This window comes from Deinococcus taeanensis, assembly GCF_020229735.1.
GTDB lineage: Bacteria > Deinococcota > Deinococci > Deinococcales > Deinococcaceae > Deinococcus > Deinococcus taeanensis.
Genome location: NZ_CP083455.1, coordinates 2,141,116 through 2,156,497, shown reverse-complemented (window position 1 = coordinate 2,156,497; position 15,382 = coordinate 2,141,116). Strand labels below are relative to the sequence as shown.

Below are 15,382 nucleotides of genomic sequence, written 5' to 3'. Positions count from 1 at the left end.
CTTTCCTTACTCGCCCAGGTAGCGGCGCAGATCATCAATATTGTGGCTGGTGCCAATCACGACGAGTTTGTCATGCGGGCGCAGTTCATCCTCGGCGCGGGGTGTCACCTCGATCTTTCCGGCGCGGCTGATGGCAATCACCTGCACGGCAAAGCGCCCGGTGAGGTTCAGGTCACGCAGGGTGCCTTTCAGGCGCTCGTTCGCCTCGATCTCCACGATGGCGTAGTCGCCGCCCAGGTCCAGGGTATCCACGATGTTTGGCGTGGCAATCTGCCGCGCGAGGCGCACGCCCATGTCATGTTCCGGTCGGATCACGAGGTCCGCCCCGATGCGTTCAAGGACCCGGCGGGCCATCTCATCAATGGCTTTCGTCACGACGTACGGCGCGCCCAGGCTCTTGGCGTTCATGGTGGCGAGGATGTTCGCCTGCACGTCCGTGCCGATGGCCACGACGACCACATCGAAATCCCCGACGCCCAGAGCCCGCAGGGCCCGTTCGTCGCTGGCGTCCACGATGGCGGCGTGCGTCACGAGGTTCATGACCCGCTCGACGTTCTCCTCGTGCTGGTCGATGGCGATCACCTCGTGCCCCATCTCGTAGAGGGTGGTGGCGACCGCTGTTCCGAACCGGCCCAGGCCGATTACGAGGCATTGTTTGCTTTTCATCTGGTTTCCGTCCTTTCCGTCGGGGGCGCCCGGGGCGGGCAAAGATCAGCCGATCAGGATGTCCTTCTCGGCGGGGTAGCGCACGAGGTCGCGGCCGTCCGGGCGGCTGAACGCCACGGCGAAGGTGAGCGGCCCGATCCGGCCCAGGAACATCAGGAAAATCAGCACCACGTGCTGGTCGGGGTTCAGCAGCGGCGTGGTGTTCATGCTCAGGCCCACCGTGGCGAAAGCACTGACCGCCTCAAAGAACAGGTTCACGAACAGCACGTCCGGCCGGGTGTTGAACATCAGCAGCAGCAGGAACATCACGTTCACCAGTCCCAGGCTCAGCAGGCCCACCGTCATGGCCCGCAAGACCGTGTCCGTGTCGATGCGGCGCCGGAAGACGGTGGTGTCCCGCCGGCCGCGCACCATCGACCACGCCGAGGCCATCATCACGTAGAAGGTGCTGGTCTTGATGCCGCCGCCCGTCCCGCCGGGGTTCGCGCCGATGAACATCAGAATGATCGACACGAACAGCGTGGTGAGTTTCATTCCGCCGTAATCCAGGGTGTTGAACCCGGCGGTGCGGGTCGTGACGCTCTGGAAGAAACTGGCCAGCAGTTTGTCCGCCACGCCCAGCGGCGCCAGCGTCCGCGGGTTGTTCCACTCGGCCGCCAGGTACGCCAGGGTGCCCAGCGCCAGCAGCGCCGCCATCATGGTGAGAACCAGTTTGCTGTGCACGATCAGCCGGTTGCGCCGCGGATGAAGCAGGTGGGCCACCACGTTCATCTGCACCAGGAAGCCGGTGCCGCCCAGGATGATCAGCAGCGCCACCACCCCGCTCACGAGGGGGTCGCCCACGAAACCCATCAGGTTGTCGCTGTACAGCGCGAAGCCCGCGTTGTTGAACGCACTGACCGAGTGAAACAGCGCGTAGAACAGGCCGCGGCCCCAGCCTTCGAGGGGCACGAACCGGAAGGCGAGCAGGGCCGCGCCCACCAGCTCAATCACGACCGTGTACAGGAAGATGCTGCGCAGCAGGCCCAGAACCCCCCCGGTGTTCAGGGCGCCCACCTGCTGCGCCACGCGCATACGCTCGGTGAAGTTCACGCGCCGGCGCGAGACCAGCGCGAACAGCGTCCCGAACGTGATGATGCCCAGGCCCCCCAGCTGAATGAGCAGCATGATCACCACCTGTCCCAGCCGGTTGAAGTCCCGGCTGGGATCAATGACATTCAGGCCGGTGACGCACAGCGCGCTGGTGGACGTAAACAGCGCCTGGAGGGCCGTCACGCTGCGGCGCGTGCCGTCCGGGTTCACGCCGTGCAGGGCCGGCAGGCTCAGCAGCGCGCCGCCCACGATGATCGCCACGGCAAAGGACAGCGCGATCAGCTGCGGTGGGCTCAGACGCGACAGCGGAGTTTCGCGGCGGCTGACGCGACCCGGCGGGTCACGAGGGGGAGGAGGCGGCGCAGTCATAGAACGGCCCGGATTGTACGCCTCCGCAGCCCGGCCCGGCACCCGGGGTGCAGCGGGGGCTATACTGCTCTGCTATGCCGCGACCCGCCCGACCCGACCGACACGCGTCCCCCGGACGGAAATCCAGCCGCCCCAAAGTGGATCACCGCACCCGCCAGCCGGCCCGTGAGTACGAACTCGACGTCCTGAGTGGCCTGGAGCACGTGGCGGCCACGGAACTTGGCGGCGTGCCCCTGGCGCGTGACGTGCGCGGCCTGCGGTTCTGGTACCCCGGCAACCCCGAGCGCCTGACCCGGCTGCGGTCCGTGGTGGCCGTGTACCGCGTGCAGGCCTGGGACGTGCCGCGTCCCCGCGGGCTGCTGGGTCACCAGCAGCTCGGTGAACTCACGGCGTACCTGCAGGAGGTCATTGCTGTGGGCGGGCACCGCTCGTTCCGGCTGGGCGCCGCCGGGAAGGAATCCAGCGTCATGCAGCGCCTCGCAGAGGAACTGCAGACCAGCCTGAACCTGCCGCACGACCCGCAGGAGGGGGAACTGCTGATCCGCCTGCGGCCCCAGGACGACGGCCCCGGCTGGGACGTTCTGGCGCGCATCACACCGCGGCCGGTCAGTGCCCGGCCGTGGCGCGTGTGCAATATGGCCGGCGGGCTGAACGCCACCATTGCGTACGCTGCGCACAAGCTCGCCGGGCAGCGCGACGTGGACCGCATCTTCAATCCCATGAGCGGCAGCGGCACCCTGCTGATCGAGCGGGACCTGATGGGTCCCAGCGCCGCGCTGGTCGGCGTGGACGTGAACCCCGAGGCGGTGCAGTGCGCGCAGGCGAACATCCAGGCCGCCAGACGTCAGATTGAGGTGGCCCAGCGTGACGCGCTGCACACGGGCCTGCCCGCCCGGTCCTTCGACCTGATCATGGCGGACCTGCCCTGGGGTGACGCGATCGGCACGCACGGCGGAAATGAGGCGCTGTACCCGGCGTTCCTGCAGGAAATGCACCGCCTGACCAGCCAGCGCGGCCGTCTGTGCGTGATCACGCACGAGATCCGCCTGTTTGAACGGGTGCTGCAGGAGCAGCAGCGCTGGCACGCCACGGAACTCTTCCAGGTGGCCAGCGGCGGTCACCACCCCAAGGCGTACCTGCTCAGCCGGCGCTGACTGGCACGCTGCGGGGGCCTGCCTGCTACGCTGGCAGCCATGACCGACGCGCCGTTCCGCTGGGGGCTGCTGGGTGCCGCCCGCATTGCCCGGGCCCTGATTCCCGCCATCCGCGAAGCGGGCGGCGAGGTGACCGGCGTGGCCGTGCGCGACCCGCAGTCCGCGCGGGCGCAGGCGTTCTCTCAGGAGTGGAACGTGCCGGTTCTCGGAACGTACGACGACCTGATTGGCGCGGACCTTGACGCGGTGTACAACCCCCTGCCGAACGACGCGCACCTGCCGTGGACCCTGGCGGCCCTGAACGCCGGGAAGCACGTCCTGACCGAGAAACCCCTCACCCTGAATGCCGCGCAGGCGGCGCAACTGGCCGAGGCGGCGGCCCGCAGCGGCCGCACGCTGCTGGAAGCCTTCGCGTACCGGTTCCAGCCGCAGATTGACCGCGTGCGCCAGATCGCCGCGGAGGAACTCGGTGACCTGCGCGCCGTGCACGGCGCGTTCGGCTTCCACCTGACCAACCCCGACGACTTCCGCTGGAACGCCGCGCAGGGCGGGGGGGCGTTGTACGACGTGGGCACGTACCCTGTGAACCTGATCCGGCTGCTGCTGGGCGAACCGCACGCGGTCACCGCCACCGCCCGCTGGACCGACGGCGGCCCCGCAGGGGGCGTGGACATCGCCCTGAGCGGCGTGCTGGAGTACGGCGGCGCGCTCGCCAGTCTCGACTGCGCGTTCGACTGGCTGGAACCCGCTCCGCAGCGCCTGACCGTGGTGGGTTCACGCGGCACCCTGGACGTGAACGGCGTCTTCAACAGCCATACGCACGAGCCGGTCACGCTGCACGTCACCGCAGGCGGCCGCACCTGGGAGGACAGCGTGGCGCCCGGCAACGGTTACGCGCGGATGGTCGCCCACTTCCAGCGGACCGCGCGCGGCCAGGAGCCCCCGCTGTATCCCCCGCAGGACGCCGAAGCACAGATGCGCGTCCTGGACGCCCTGTACGCCTCGGCGCGCAGCGGGCAGCGGGTCACGCTGACCACGTCGCCCCGCCCCGCATAGAATGCCCCCCATGACCGATCCCCTACAGGGCTGGCAGCCGGCGCCGGCCGGGCACAAACACGTGGTCAGCATCAGCCTGGGCAGCAGCGCCCGCAACGCCCGTGAGACCGTCACCGTGCTCGGGCAGCCGTTCGTGATTGAACGCATCGGCACCGACGGCGACGCCCGCCGCATGGCCGCGCTGTACCAGACCCTCGACGGCCGCGTGGACGCGTTCGGGCTGGGCGGCGCGGACCTGTACGTCATCGCGGACGACAAACGCTACACCTTCCGCAACGTGCGCCAGCTGGTTGCGAACGCCAAGATCACGCCCGTGCTGGACGGCAGCGGCCTGAAGAACACCCTGGAACGCGACGCGATCGCGCAGCTTGACCAGGTGCTGAACTGGCGCACCCAGAAGGTCCTGATGGTGTCCGCCGTGGACCGCTTCGGCATGGCCGAGGCGCTCGCGCAGCACCACGCGGACGTGGTGTACGGCGACGTCGTGTTCGGCCTGAACATTGACCGGCCGCTGCGCAGCATCGCCGCGCTGCGCCGCGTGGCGAAACTCGTGCTGCCGGTCATCACGCTGCTCCCCCAGGACTGGTTCTACCCGACCGGCGCCAAGCAGGAGAGCAGCGTGCAGGGCAGCGGCACGAAGTACTACGCCTGGGCGGACGTGATTGCCGGCGACACCCACTACGCCAAACGCTACGCGCCGCAGGACCTGCGCGGCAAAACGATCCTCACCCAGACCATTACCGCCGCCGACCGCGAGTGGATGAAGGCGCGCGGCGTTCAGCGCCTGATCACCACCACGCCCCGCATGGGCAGCCGGAACTTCGCCACGAACGTCCTGGAAGCGATGTTTGTCGCCCTGAGCGGCAAACGCGAGGCGCTGAGCGGCCCCGAGTACCTGGAGTTCATCCGTCAGGTCGGTTTCAAACCGGAGGTCAACGACCTGTAGGGGAGGGCTGCGCGCGGCCTCAAGGCGCGCGGCGCCGCCGGAACCCAGCGCTCTGCCTGCCGGTTCTTCAGGCCGCGCCCTGCGCGGCCGTCCAGACGCGCGGGCCGGGGGCTGGGCGCCTGACGGGTACACTCCGGGGCATGCAGGCACTCGTGGACGCCATCCGGCAGCAGGGAGAGATTCTTCCTGGCGGTATTCTCAAGGTGGACGGGCTCATCAACCATCAGCTTCTTCCGCACCTGACGCGTGAAATGGGGGAGACCTTCGCGCGGCACTTCGCGCCGCACACCCCCACCAAGATCGTCACCATCGAGGTCAGTGGGATTGCGCCCGCCATCGCGACCGCGATCACCCTGGGCGTCCCGATGGTGTACGCCCGCAAGAAACGGCCGGTCACCATGAAAGAACCCATCTTCACGGCGCAGTCGGTGAGCCGCACCAAAGGGGGCGTGGTGGACCTGTTCGTGAGCAGCGAATTCCTGGGCGCCGGGGACCGCGTGGTGGTTATCGATGACTTCCTGGCGTCGGGCGGCACGCTGCGCGCCCTGGCCGGCATGATCGCGCAGAGCGGCGCGCAGCTGCTCGGGATCGGCTGCGTGGTGGAAAAGCAGTTCGAGTCGGGGCGGGAGAAACTCGCGGACCTGAACGTGCCGATTCACACGCTGGCGAACATCGTGCGGATGAGTGAGGCCGAGGGCATCGTGGTGGAAGCCGGACACTGAACGCAGACGGAAGGAGCGGCGGGGCGGGGTGGAGGTACAATGCCCCGCATGAGTGACCTTTACCAGCAGGACGGCTTCACCCCCAGCCCGGAACTCAGCGCCGAGCGCCAGACGCGCTTCACGCAGGCGCCTGACCTCGGCGACGGCATCGAGCCCGGCAAGCAGTACCGCGCGGTGCTGGAGACCAGCAAGGGCCGCCTCGTCGTGGAACTGTTCGCGGACGACGCCCCCGTGACTGTGAACTCGTTTGCGTACCTGCTGCGCCACCACTACTACGACGGCATCAAGTTTCACCGCGTGATCGAGGGCTTCATGGCGCAGGCCGGCGATCCCACCGGCACCGGCGCGGGCGGTCCCGGCTACGACTTCGAGGATGAACCCAACGATCGCCGCCACCGCGGCAAGGGCATCCTCAGCATGGCGAACCGCGGCCCGAACACCAACGGCAGCCAGTTCTTCATCACCTTCGTGGACACCCCGCACCTGGACGGGCGGCACACGGTGTTCGGGAAGGTCGTGGAAGGTCAGGACGTCCTTGACCGCCTGACCCGCATCGAGCCGGGCCGCCCCGGCACCGCCGACGTGATCGAGCAGGCGTACCTCGTCGAGAAGTAATTTTCACGGGGCAGAGGGCGGCCGGGGCACTGTGCCCTGTCCGCCCTCTGCCCTGTCATGCGCTCAGGATTCTTCGGGGATGGCGCCCGCGGCGCGGTGCACGAGCGGCATGATCGTGAGCCCCTGCACGGCAATCGTGAACAGCACCACCGCGTACGTGGCCGTCACGAGGGGCGTCCGGTACGGGCTGTCCGGCAGGCCCAGCGCGAGACTGATGGCGATGCCGCCGCGCAGGCCACCCCAGGTGAGGAGCCGCACGGTGAACGCCCCGTACCCGTCACGGGCGCGCACCAGCGTGAACGGCAGGGCCACACTGACCCAGCGGGCGATCAGGGCCACGCCGATCAGCAGGACGCTGGCCAGAATCTGCGCGCCGGTCGTTTCGGTCAGGAGCACGTCCAGGCCAATAAACGCGAACAGCACGATGTTCAGCACCTGATCCACGGTCTCCCAGAACGCCTCGATATGCTCGCGGGTCTTCTGGCCGAAGGCCCGGTCGCGCCACAGGGAGATCATCAGGCCCGCCACCACCATCGCCAGCGGGCCGCTGACGCCCAGCGCCGCGGCGGCCACGTACCCGCCCACCACCATCGCCAGGGTGATCAGAACCTCCACCGCGTGCTGCTCGATGCTGCGCAGCATCGCGAAACCCACTCCGGCCAGCAGCGCCCCGAACGCCAGGCCCCCCAGGGCTTCACGCGCAAAGAGGGTCAGCACGCTCGCGGCGCTGACGGCGCCGTCACCGTGGGTGCCGATGCCGGCGGCGCTCGCAAGCGCGAGGAAGATCACGACGCCCACACCGTCGTTGAACAGACTCTCCCCGGCGATCAGCGTTTCGATCCTGGCCGGCACCCGCGCGCGCTTCAGGAGGTCCAGCACGGCCACAGGGTCAGTGGGGCTGATCAGCGCCCCGAACAGCAGCGCCCACATGAGCGGCACGGGCAGGCCCACGAGCGTGAACACGCCGTACGCGGCGAAGCCGATCAGGGCGGTGCTGATCAGGGTGCTCAGGAACGCCAGGGTGAGGATGCTGCGGCGCTGGCGCAGCATCTGCCGGGTGTCCAGGCTCAGTGCCCCGGCAAACAGCAGGACGCTGAGAATGCCGTTCAGCACGAAGTTCGTGAAGTCCAGTGTCTCCAGCACCCCGGCCGCCCAGCCGCGCAGGCCCGGCAGGCCCAGGGCGTCCAGCGCGATCAGGATGACGCTCGCCAGGGCGCCGGCGAGCGTCACGCCCACCGTCGTGGGGAAATGCACGAATCGTTCGTTCAGGTAGGCCAGCAGCGCCGTGACGCACAGCAGAACGGCAAAAGCACTCAGCATGATTTCACCATAGCGTCCGGCCGGAAATGGGCCGGGTCATGAAAAAACGCCCCAGGTCCGGGGCGCGCAGGGCAGAAGCGGAGGTCAGTCGCGTTCGCGTTCACGTTCGGCGTTCAGCTGAGCCTGCAGCTGGGCCTGACGCTGGCGCACGTAATCCTGCTGGAACCGCTGCTCGTCGATCATGTTGGTGCCCACCGTGAGTTTCCCGGTCGCCAGTTCACGCATCGCCTGCGTGACCAGATTGCGGGTGCGGACGCGCTGCTCGACCGGCAGCACGCTTGGCGCTCCGCTGCGCAGCTGAAGTGCGCGTTTGGCGGTGACCACGCTCAGGCGGTACTTGCTGTCCGTCAGTGACAGCAGCTTGTCAATGTCTCGTTCTGCCATGTTGCAACCTCCCTGGTACGCCACCTGTCCTGGCGTCAGCCCCCCATTCTAGCTCACGGGGTGCGCTCCGGCCAAGTCCTGCCGGCACACTTGCCGCGGGAACCGGGGACCGCTCAGGCGGTGTACGTGGTGCTGGCGGTGTTTCCGCCGCGCCCGGTCCAGTTGGTATGGAAGAACTCGCCGCGCGGCCGGTCGGTGCGTTCATACGTGTGCGCCCCGAAGTAGTCACGCTGCGCCTGCAGCAGGTTGGCAGGCAGCGCCGCCGAACGGTAGGCATCGAAGTACGCCAGGGCGCTGCTGAAGGCCGGGACAGGCACGCCGCCGCGCACCGCCGCGGCAACGGTTTCCCGCCACGCGCCCTGCGCGCCGTGTACGGCGTCCCGGAAGTACGGGGCGATCAGCAGGTTCGCCAGGGCCGGCTGGGCGTCGTAGGCGTCCTTGATGCGGTCCAGGAAGGCCGCGCGGATGATGCAGCCGCCGCGCCACATCTGCGCGATCTGCCCGTAATCCAGCGTCCACCCGGCGTCCTGCGCGCTGAGGTGCAGCAGCTGGAAGCCCTGCGCGTAGGCGGCGATTTTGCTGGCGTACAGCGCCTGGCGGACCTGTTCCACAAACGCCTCCCGGTCAGCGGGCGCCGCGAAGGCCGGGCCGCTGAGCACGGCGCTGGCTGCCACGCGCTCGGCCTTCAGGGCGCTCATGGCGCGGGCGTACACCGCCTCGGTGATGGTCGCGGCGGGACTTCCGGCGTCCAGCGCGGCCACCGAGGTCCACTTGCCGGTGCCCTTCTGCCCGGCGGCGTCCAGGATCACGTCCACGAGCGGCTGGCCGGTCACGTCATCCACCTTGCTCAGGATGTCGGCGGTGATCTCGATCAGGTAGCTGTGCAGTTCCCCTTCGTTCCAGCGGGCAAACACCGCGCCGGCCTCGGGGGCGCTGAGGCCCGCGGCGCGCAGCAGCTGGTAGCTCTCGGCAATCATCTGCATGTCGGCGTACTCAATGCCGTTGTGCACCATCTTCACGAAGTGCCCCGCACCTTCAGGCCCCACCCACTCGCAGCAGGGCGCGCCGCCGTCCACCTTCGCGGCAATGGCCTGGAAGATCGGCTGCACCGCAGGCCAGGCCTGCACGTTCCCGCCCGGCATGATGCTGGGGCCGGTCAGGGCGCCTTCCTCCCCGCCGGACACGCCGGTTCCGATGAACAGCAGTCCCTGTTCGGCCAGCGCGCGGGTGCGGCGCGTGGAGTCCGCGGGGTGGCTGTTGCCGCCGTCGATGATGATGTCGCCCGGCGCCAGGAGCGGCGTGAGCAGCGTGATGAACTCATCGACGGCCGCGCCGGCCTTGACCATCAGCATCACGCGCCGCGGCGGTTTCAGCAGCGCCACGAGGTCCTCCAGGCTGCCGGCCCCCACAATGGTGCGGCCCACGGCGCGCCCCCCGGTGAAGGCGGTGACCTTGCTGACGGTGCGGTTGAAGGCCGCGACCGTGAAGCCGCGGCTGGCCATGTTCAGAATCAGGTTCTCGCCCATCACTGCCAGTCCGATCACGCCGATGTCTGCCTGCGCCGCTGCGTCTGAAGTCATGCCAAAAGTGTAGGGCGTACACAAAAGCGTGCCGCGGCTGCATGTCCGCACAACACGCTCACCGCTCGCCCCCTCACCCGCGATCAGGCGCCGTGCGCTAGCCTGCCCGTCACGATCATGTCCCGCCCGAACCTGCGCCGCGCCGCCCTGCTGCTGACCCTGCTGGGCGGCCCCACCCACGCCGAAAGCCCCGCCCGGCCCCAACAGCCCGCCGCCACCCCCGCGCCGGCCCCGGTGACGACCCCCGCCCCAGCCACCACCGCGGCGCCCGGAGCCACCCTGCGTGGCCTGTGGGTCGACGCCTTCGGACCGGGCCTGAAAACCCCCGCGCAGGTGCAGCAGACGGTAGAGGACGCCGCGCGGCTCGGCGTGAACACCCTGTTCGTGCAGGCCATCCGGCGCGCCGACTGCCTGTGCCTGAAGGCCAGCGTGCCCGCCGTGACCGACAAGGACCTCGCCGTGGGCTTCGATCCACTGGCGGCCATCACCACGCAGGCCCACGCGCGCGGCATGCGCGTCATCGCCTGGCTCAGTGTGACCGGCGTGGCGAACACCGCCGCGCCCAACACCAGTCCCGACCACCTGATGCGCGCCCACGGCCCCACGGCCGGACGCAACTCCTGGCTGGCCCGCCGGCCCGACGGCACCTGGCAGGAGGGCCGCGACGCGTGGCTGGACGCCGGCATTCCCGACGCCGCCGACTACATGACCCGCGCCGCCGTGAGTCTCGTGCGGAACTACCCCGTGGACGGCCTGCAACTCGACCGGATCCGCTACCCGGACGGCGGCGCCTGGGGCTACGACCCCAAGGTGCTGGCCCGCTACCGCGCCGAAACCGGCCGCGCCGGCACGCCCGCCCCCACCGACCCCGCCTGGCAGGCGTGGAAACGCGAGCAGATCACGAACCTCGTGCGGCGCATCACGCTGGAGGTCAAGGCGCTGCGCCCCGACGCCTGGATCAGCGCCGCGACCATCACGTACAACGACGGGCCTACCGACCTGAGCGCCTTTCGCCGGTCCCGGACCTACGCCGATGTGCTTCAGGACTGGCCCACCTGGATGCAGACCGGCCTGCTGGACCTGAACGTCCTGATGAACTACAAGCGTGACACCATCACGCCGCAGGGCGACTGGTTCGACCACTGGAACACCTTCGCGCGCAGCGTCCGCACCCGCGCTGACGGGCAGCAGGCCGCGCTGGCCGCCGGCACCGCCATGTACCTGAACGCGCCGCAGGTGACGGCCGCCCAGGCCACCCGCGCCCTGCAGGCCGGCCTCGGCTGGGTGGGGTACTCCTACCGCACCCCCACCGCCGATGTGTACGGTCAGCGGCAGGCCACGCCCGCCGGCCTGCAGGCCGTGCAGGCCGCCCTGACCGGCCCCGGCGCGCCCCTGGCCGGCACGCAGCCCTGGACAGACACGCCCCCCACCACGCGCGGCCTGCTGGGCCGCGTCACCGGCACGGCCACCCCCGGCGGTCGCGCCGTGCAGGCCCTCCAGGCCGGCCGCGTGGTCGCCCAGGGGCAGACGGACGCCCTGGGCTACTACGGGTTCGCAGCGCTGCCCGCCGGGCCCACCGAAATCCGCGTCAGCGGCCAGCGCTGGCTGGACACCGTGCCGGAACGCGGCGTGGTGCGCCTGCCGGACCTGCTGGTGCGCGACGTGCAGCCCGTTCCCAGCCTGCCCCCCGCCCGTCCCTGAGCGGCCGACCCCCGCCCGGGCGTGAACGGTACACTCCCCGCATGACCGACACCGGCCTCTCCCCGCAGGAATTCCGTCAGACGCTGGGCCGCTTCGCGAGTGGCGTGACCATCATCACCGCCCGCAGCGGCCAGGAGCGGCGCGGCATGACCGCCAGCGCCTTCGTGTCCGTGAGCCTCCAGCCACCCCTGATCCTGGTGAGCGTGGATGAACGCGCCCAGATGCACGCCCTGCTGTGCGGTGACGACGTGACGCACTTCGGCGTGAACGTCCTGTCCGCCACGCAGCGGCACCTGAGTGACCATTTCGCCGGCCGGCCCGGCCCGGAGGACCTCGTGACCTGGTTCGACCATGAGGGTCTGCCGCTGATCGGCGGGAGCGTCGCGCAGCTCGTGTGCCGCAAGCATCAGGTCATTCCTGCCGGGGATCACACGCTGTTCCTGGGTTTCGTGGAGTACAGCCGCTACACCGACGACGACCCGCTGCTGTACTTCCGCGGGCAGTATCACGAACTCGGCTGAGGCGGGGGGGGCACGGGCGTGGGGCGGCCCATACTGAACGGGTGCCGCCCTTTGCCCTGCAACTGCTGATTGCCGTGGCCCTGGTGGGTCTGACATTCCTGGTCACCTACCCGCTGCGCGTGGGCGCCGGCACGGTGGACGCCCTGGACGCCGCGCTGCTGGTGCTGGCCCTGGTCAACCTGCGCGTCGCGTGGACTGCCGCGAACCACGCGGGCGGCGGCCGCGCCCCCGCGTGGTTTCAGCTGGCAGGCCTGGGCGCCGCCGCGCTGATCACGTACGCCATGATCCGCGCCCTGACCCCCACCTCCTGAAACCCACCAGGGAGCGGGCTGGGCCTGGGCTACACTCCGTGGCATGATTCGCCTCGCCATTCTCGCGGACCTGCACGCCAATCTGGCGGCCACCCTGGCGGTCCACGAAGACCTGAAGCGGCGCGGCCTGACGGAGATCTGGGTGCTGGGCGATCTGGTCGGCAAGGGTCCCCGCCCCCGTGAGGTCCTCGACTGGACGCAGGCGCACGCCACCCGCGTCATTCAGGGCAACTGGGACGCCCGGGTGGCCGGCGCCACGCACCGCCCGCAGGATCTCTGGCCGCGCAGCAAACTCAGCCCGGAGCAGCTTCAGTACCTGGCCGCGCTGCCCTACGGCATCGAGGAGCAGTTCAGCGGCGCGTGGTGGCGCTTCGTGCACGCCAGCAGCCGCGGTCTGTTTCACCGCCTGTACCCGCACAGCAGCCTGCACGACCAGCTGGAGGCGTTCGCGCCGAACCCGCAGTTCGGGCTCAGGGCGCACGCCGACGCGCTGGTGTACGCGGACATGCACGAGGCGCTGCTGCTCGACGTCGAGGGCCGGCCCCTGATCAACTGCGGCAGCGTGGGCAACCCGCTGGACTCCACGCTGCCGTGCTACCTGATCCTGGAGTTCGACCCGCACGGCCCGTCGCACACTGCCACCTACGTGCGCCTCACCTACGACCGTGACGACGAAATTCGCGCGGCCGAGGAGAGCGGGATGCCGTTCACGCGTGAATACATCGCTGAACTCCTGACCGGGGCGTACCAGAAACGCCGCGCCCGCACCGGCGAGTAAGCCTGTCCCCCCGCCGGTCACGCCCGGCCCTAACGCCCGTTTGGGTAGCATGAGCGCCATGACACAAGCGGGCGTGGAGTTACAGGAACTGATCGCGGCGATGGAACAACGCCGCACCCGGGTCGAGCAGGGCGGCGGCCCGGAACGCCTGAAAAAGCAGAAGGCCGGCGGGAAACTCACGGCGCGTGAACGCATCGAGGCGCTGCTGGACCCCGGCAGCTTCCTGGAGATGGGCACCTTCGTCGAGCACCGCGGCGGGCGGCTCATGCAGGGCGTGGACGCCCCCGGGGAAGGCGTCGTGACCGGGCGCGGCACCATCGACGGCCGGCAGGTGTTCGTCTTCAGCCAGGACTTCACCGTGCTGGGCGGCTCCCTGGGCAAGATGAACGCCGCGAAGGTCACGAAGATCATGGACCTCGCCGCGAAGACCGGCTGCCCCGTCATCGGCCTGAACGACAGCGCCGGCGCCCGCATTCAGGAAGGCGTGGACAGCCTCAGCGGCTACGGCGAGATCTTCTACCGCAACGCCATCTACTCCGGCGCCGTGCCGCAGATCAGCGCCATTCTGGGCCCCTGCGCGGGCGGCGCCGTGTACTCCCCGGCCCTGACGGACTTCATCCTGATGAGCGAGGGCAGCAGCTACATGTTCATCACCGGTCCCGAAGTCATCAAGTCCGTCACGCGTGAGGACGTCACCTTCGACCAGCTGGGCGGCGCGGACGTTCACACGCGCAAGAGCGGCGTCGCGCACCTGGAGTACGACGGCGACGAAGCCGTCCTCAGGGGCGTGCGGGACCTGCTGGGATACCTGCCGCAGAACGCGCACGAGAAAGCCCCCGCCCACCCCACCAGCGACCCCGTCACGCGCACGAACGAACGCCTGCTGGAGATCGTCACGCCCGACCAGCGTAAACCGTACGCCATGCACGACGTCATTCACGAACTCGTGGACGACGGCACGTTCCTGGAAATACAGCCCGGCTGGGCGAGGAACATCATCGTGGGCTTCGCGCGCCTGAACGGCGAATCGGTGGGCATCGTGGCAAACAACCCGCGCGTGATGGCCGGCACCCTGAACATCGACGCCTCCGACAAGGCCGCGCGCTTCATCCGCACCTGCGACTGCTACAACATCCCGATCCTGACCCTGGTGGACGTCACGGGGTTCCTGCCGGGCGTGGCGCAGGAACACGCGGGGATCATCCGGCACGGCGCGAAGATGCTCTACGCCTACGCCGAGGCCACCGTGCCCAAGGTCACGCTGATCACCCGCAAGAGTTACGGCGGCGCGTACCTCGCCATGAACAGCCGCGACATGGGCGCCGACGTCGTGTACGCCTGGCCCACCGCTGCTGTGGCCGTCATGGGCGCCGAGGGCGCCGCGAACATCGTGTACCGCCGCGAGATTGCCGGCAGTGAGAACCCTGAAGCGACCCGCGCGCAGAAGATCGCCGAGTACAAAGACGCCTTCGACAACCCCTACGTGGCCGCCAGCAAGGGGTACATCGACGACGTGATCCCCATGGAGGACACCCGCCGCGTCCTGATCCAGACGTTCGAGATGCTCCGCGACAAAGAAGAGGTCCGGCCCTACAAGAAGCACGGCAACATCCCCCTCTGAGCCCGAAACGCTCCCCGCTTACCGTTCCGGCTGACCCCCGCGCCTACACTCCAGGCATGACCGAACCGAAGTTCGTGAAACCCTCCGACGCCGAGCTGCGTGAGCGCCTGACCCCCGCGCAGTACCAGGTCACGCAGCACGAGGGCACCGAGCGGGCCTTCACCGGCGAGTACTGGGATCACACCGGGGACGGCATCTACGTGGACGTCGTGAGCGGCGAGCCGCTGTTCTCCAGCCTCGACAAGTACGACGCCGGGTGCGGCTGGCCCAGCTTCACGCGGCCCATCCCGGACGTGACCCTCACGGAGAACACCGACTACAGAATCGGGTACGCCCGCACCGAGGTCCGTTCCGCCCAGGCGGACTCGCACCTGGGGCACGTGTTCCCCGACGGGCCACGCGAACACGGCGGCCTGCGCTACTGCATCAACTCCGCCGCGCTGCGCTTCGTGCCGCTCAGCGAACTGGAAGCGCAGGGGTACGGGCAGTACCGCACGCTGTTCCAGTAACAGCCCCCGGCAGGAAGGGGCCACCCCGTTTCCGTGG

At 69.3% G+C, this 15,382-nt stretch carries 16 protein-coding genes; 11 read left to right on the top strand and 5 right to left on the bottom strand.

Annotation, left to right across the window (positions count from 1 at the left end; genetic code table 11):
* Window positions 1-6: 6 nt before the first annotated feature.
* Both LAJ19_RS10375 and LAJ19_RS10370 read right to left on the bottom strand, forming a co-directional pair.
* Window positions 7-708, bottom strand: coding sequence for a potassium channel family protein (locus tag LAJ19_RS10375; protein ID WP_255639829.1), 702 nt, complete (start codon window positions 706-708; stop codon window positions 7-9).
* Window positions 709-711: 3 nt separating this feature from the next.
* On the bottom strand, window positions 712-2,127 hold the full coding sequence (locus LAJ19_RS10370; RefSeq protein ID WP_225475684.1) for a TrkH family potassium uptake protein: 1,416 nt from the start codon (window positions 2,125-2,127) through the stop codon (window positions 712-714).
* Window positions 2,128-2,201: 74 nt separating this feature from the next.
* On the opposite strand from LAJ19_RS10370, the gene LAJ19_RS10365 reads away from it, so the two are divergent.
* The 5 genes from LAJ19_RS10365 to LAJ19_RS10345 all read left to right on the top strand — a co-directional run bounded on the left by LAJ19_RS10365 (window position 2,202) and on the right by LAJ19_RS10345 (window position 6,620).
* Window positions 2,202-3,281 (top strand): methyltransferase domain-containing protein, encoded by a 1,080-nt coding sequence (locus LAJ19_RS10365; protein ID WP_225475683.1) that lies wholly within the window; start codon window positions 2,202-2,204, stop codon window positions 3,279-3,281.
* A gap of 39 nt (window positions 3,282-3,320) precedes the next feature.
* On the top strand, window positions 3,321-4,337 hold the full coding sequence (locus LAJ19_RS10360; RefSeq protein WP_225475682.1) for a Gfo/Idh/MocA family protein: 1,017 nt from the start codon (window positions 3,321-3,323) through the stop codon (window positions 4,335-4,337).
* Window positions 4,338-4,347: 10 nt separating this feature from the next.
* On the top strand, window positions 4,348-5,283 hold the full coding sequence (locus tag LAJ19_RS10355; protein ID WP_225475681.1) for a DUF8754 domain-containing protein: 936 nt from the start codon (window positions 4,348-4,350) through the stop codon (window positions 5,281-5,283).
* A gap of 140 nt (window positions 5,284-5,423) precedes the next feature.
* On the top strand, window positions 5,424-6,005 hold the full coding sequence (gene xpt, locus LAJ19_RS10350) for a xanthine phosphoribosyltransferase (RefSeq protein WP_225475680.1): 582 nt from the start codon (window positions 5,424-5,426) through the stop codon (window positions 6,003-6,005).
* Between the two features lie 48 nt (window positions 6,006-6,053).
* The gene (locus LAJ19_RS10345; protein ID WP_225475679.1) at window positions 6,054-6,620 is read left to right on the top strand and encodes a peptidylprolyl isomerase; all 567 of its coding nucleotides are present in this window, start codon (window positions 6,054-6,056) and stop codon (window positions 6,618-6,620) included.
* Window positions 6,621-6,683: 63 nt separating this feature from the next.
* Here the strand turns inward: LAJ19_RS10345 and LAJ19_RS10340 are convergent, their stop codons facing one another.
* The 3 genes from LAJ19_RS10340 to gnd all read right to left on the bottom strand — a co-directional run bounded on the left by LAJ19_RS10340 (window position 6,684) and on the right by gnd (window position 9,904).
* Window positions 6,684-7,940, bottom strand: coding sequence for a cation:proton antiporter (locus tag LAJ19_RS10340; RefSeq protein ID WP_225475678.1), 1,257 nt, complete (start codon window positions 7,938-7,940; stop codon window positions 6,684-6,686).
* Between the two features lie 84 nt (window positions 7,941-8,024).
* A complete protein-coding gene (gene rpoZ / locus LAJ19_RS10335; protein WP_225475677.1) occupies window positions 8,025-8,324 on the bottom strand; it encodes a DNA-directed RNA polymerase subunit omega in 300 nt (99 codons plus the stop codon).
* Window positions 8,325-8,437: 113 nt separating this feature from the next.
* Window positions 8,438-9,904, bottom strand: a complete 1,467-nt coding sequence (gene gnd / locus LAJ19_RS10330) for a decarboxylating NADP(+)-dependent phosphogluconate dehydrogenase (RefSeq protein WP_225475676.1) — start codon at window positions 9,902-9,904, stop codon at window positions 8,438-8,440.
* A gap of 117 nt (window positions 9,905-10,021) precedes the next feature.
* On the opposite strand from gnd, the gene LAJ19_RS10325 reads away from it, so the two are divergent.
* The 6 genes from LAJ19_RS10325 to msrB are packed head-to-tail and all read left to right on the top strand — an operon-like array spanning window position 10,022 to window position 15,345.
* A complete protein-coding gene (locus LAJ19_RS10325) occupies window positions 10,022-11,605 on the top strand; it encodes a glycoside hydrolase family 10-like protein (protein WP_225475675.1) in 1,584 nt (527 codons plus the stop codon).
* A gap of 41 nt (window positions 11,606-11,646) precedes the next feature.
* Window positions 11,647-12,126, top strand: a complete 480-nt coding sequence (locus LAJ19_RS10320; protein WP_225475674.1) for a flavin reductase family protein — start codon at window positions 11,647-11,649, stop codon at window positions 12,124-12,126.
* A 41-nt stretch (window positions 12,127-12,167) separates the two neighbouring features.
* Window positions 12,168-12,437 carry a hypothetical protein gene (locus tag LAJ19_RS10315; RefSeq protein ID WP_225475673.1) on the top strand — a complete coding sequence of 90 codons (270 nt, stop codon included), beginning with the start codon at window positions 12,168-12,170 and terminating at the stop codon, window positions 12,435-12,437.
* A gap of 43 nt (window positions 12,438-12,480) precedes the next feature.
* Complete coding sequence (locus LAJ19_RS10310) at window positions 12,481-13,215, top strand: metallophosphoesterase family protein (protein ID WP_225475672.1); 735 nt, start codon at window positions 12,481-12,483, stop codon at window positions 13,213-13,215.
* 58 nt (window positions 13,216-13,273) lie between these two features.
* On the top strand, window positions 13,274-14,836 hold the full coding sequence (locus LAJ19_RS10305) for an acyl-CoA carboxylase subunit beta (protein ID WP_225475671.1): 1,563 nt from the start codon (window positions 13,274-13,276) through the stop codon (window positions 14,834-14,836).
* A gap of 56 nt (window positions 14,837-14,892) precedes the next feature.
* Window positions 14,893-15,345 (top strand): peptide-methionine (R)-S-oxide reductase MsrB, encoded by a 453-nt coding sequence (gene msrB / locus LAJ19_RS10300; RefSeq protein WP_225475670.1) that lies wholly within the window; start codon window positions 14,893-14,895, stop codon window positions 15,343-15,345.
* Window positions 15,346-15,382: the final 37 nt, after the last annotated feature.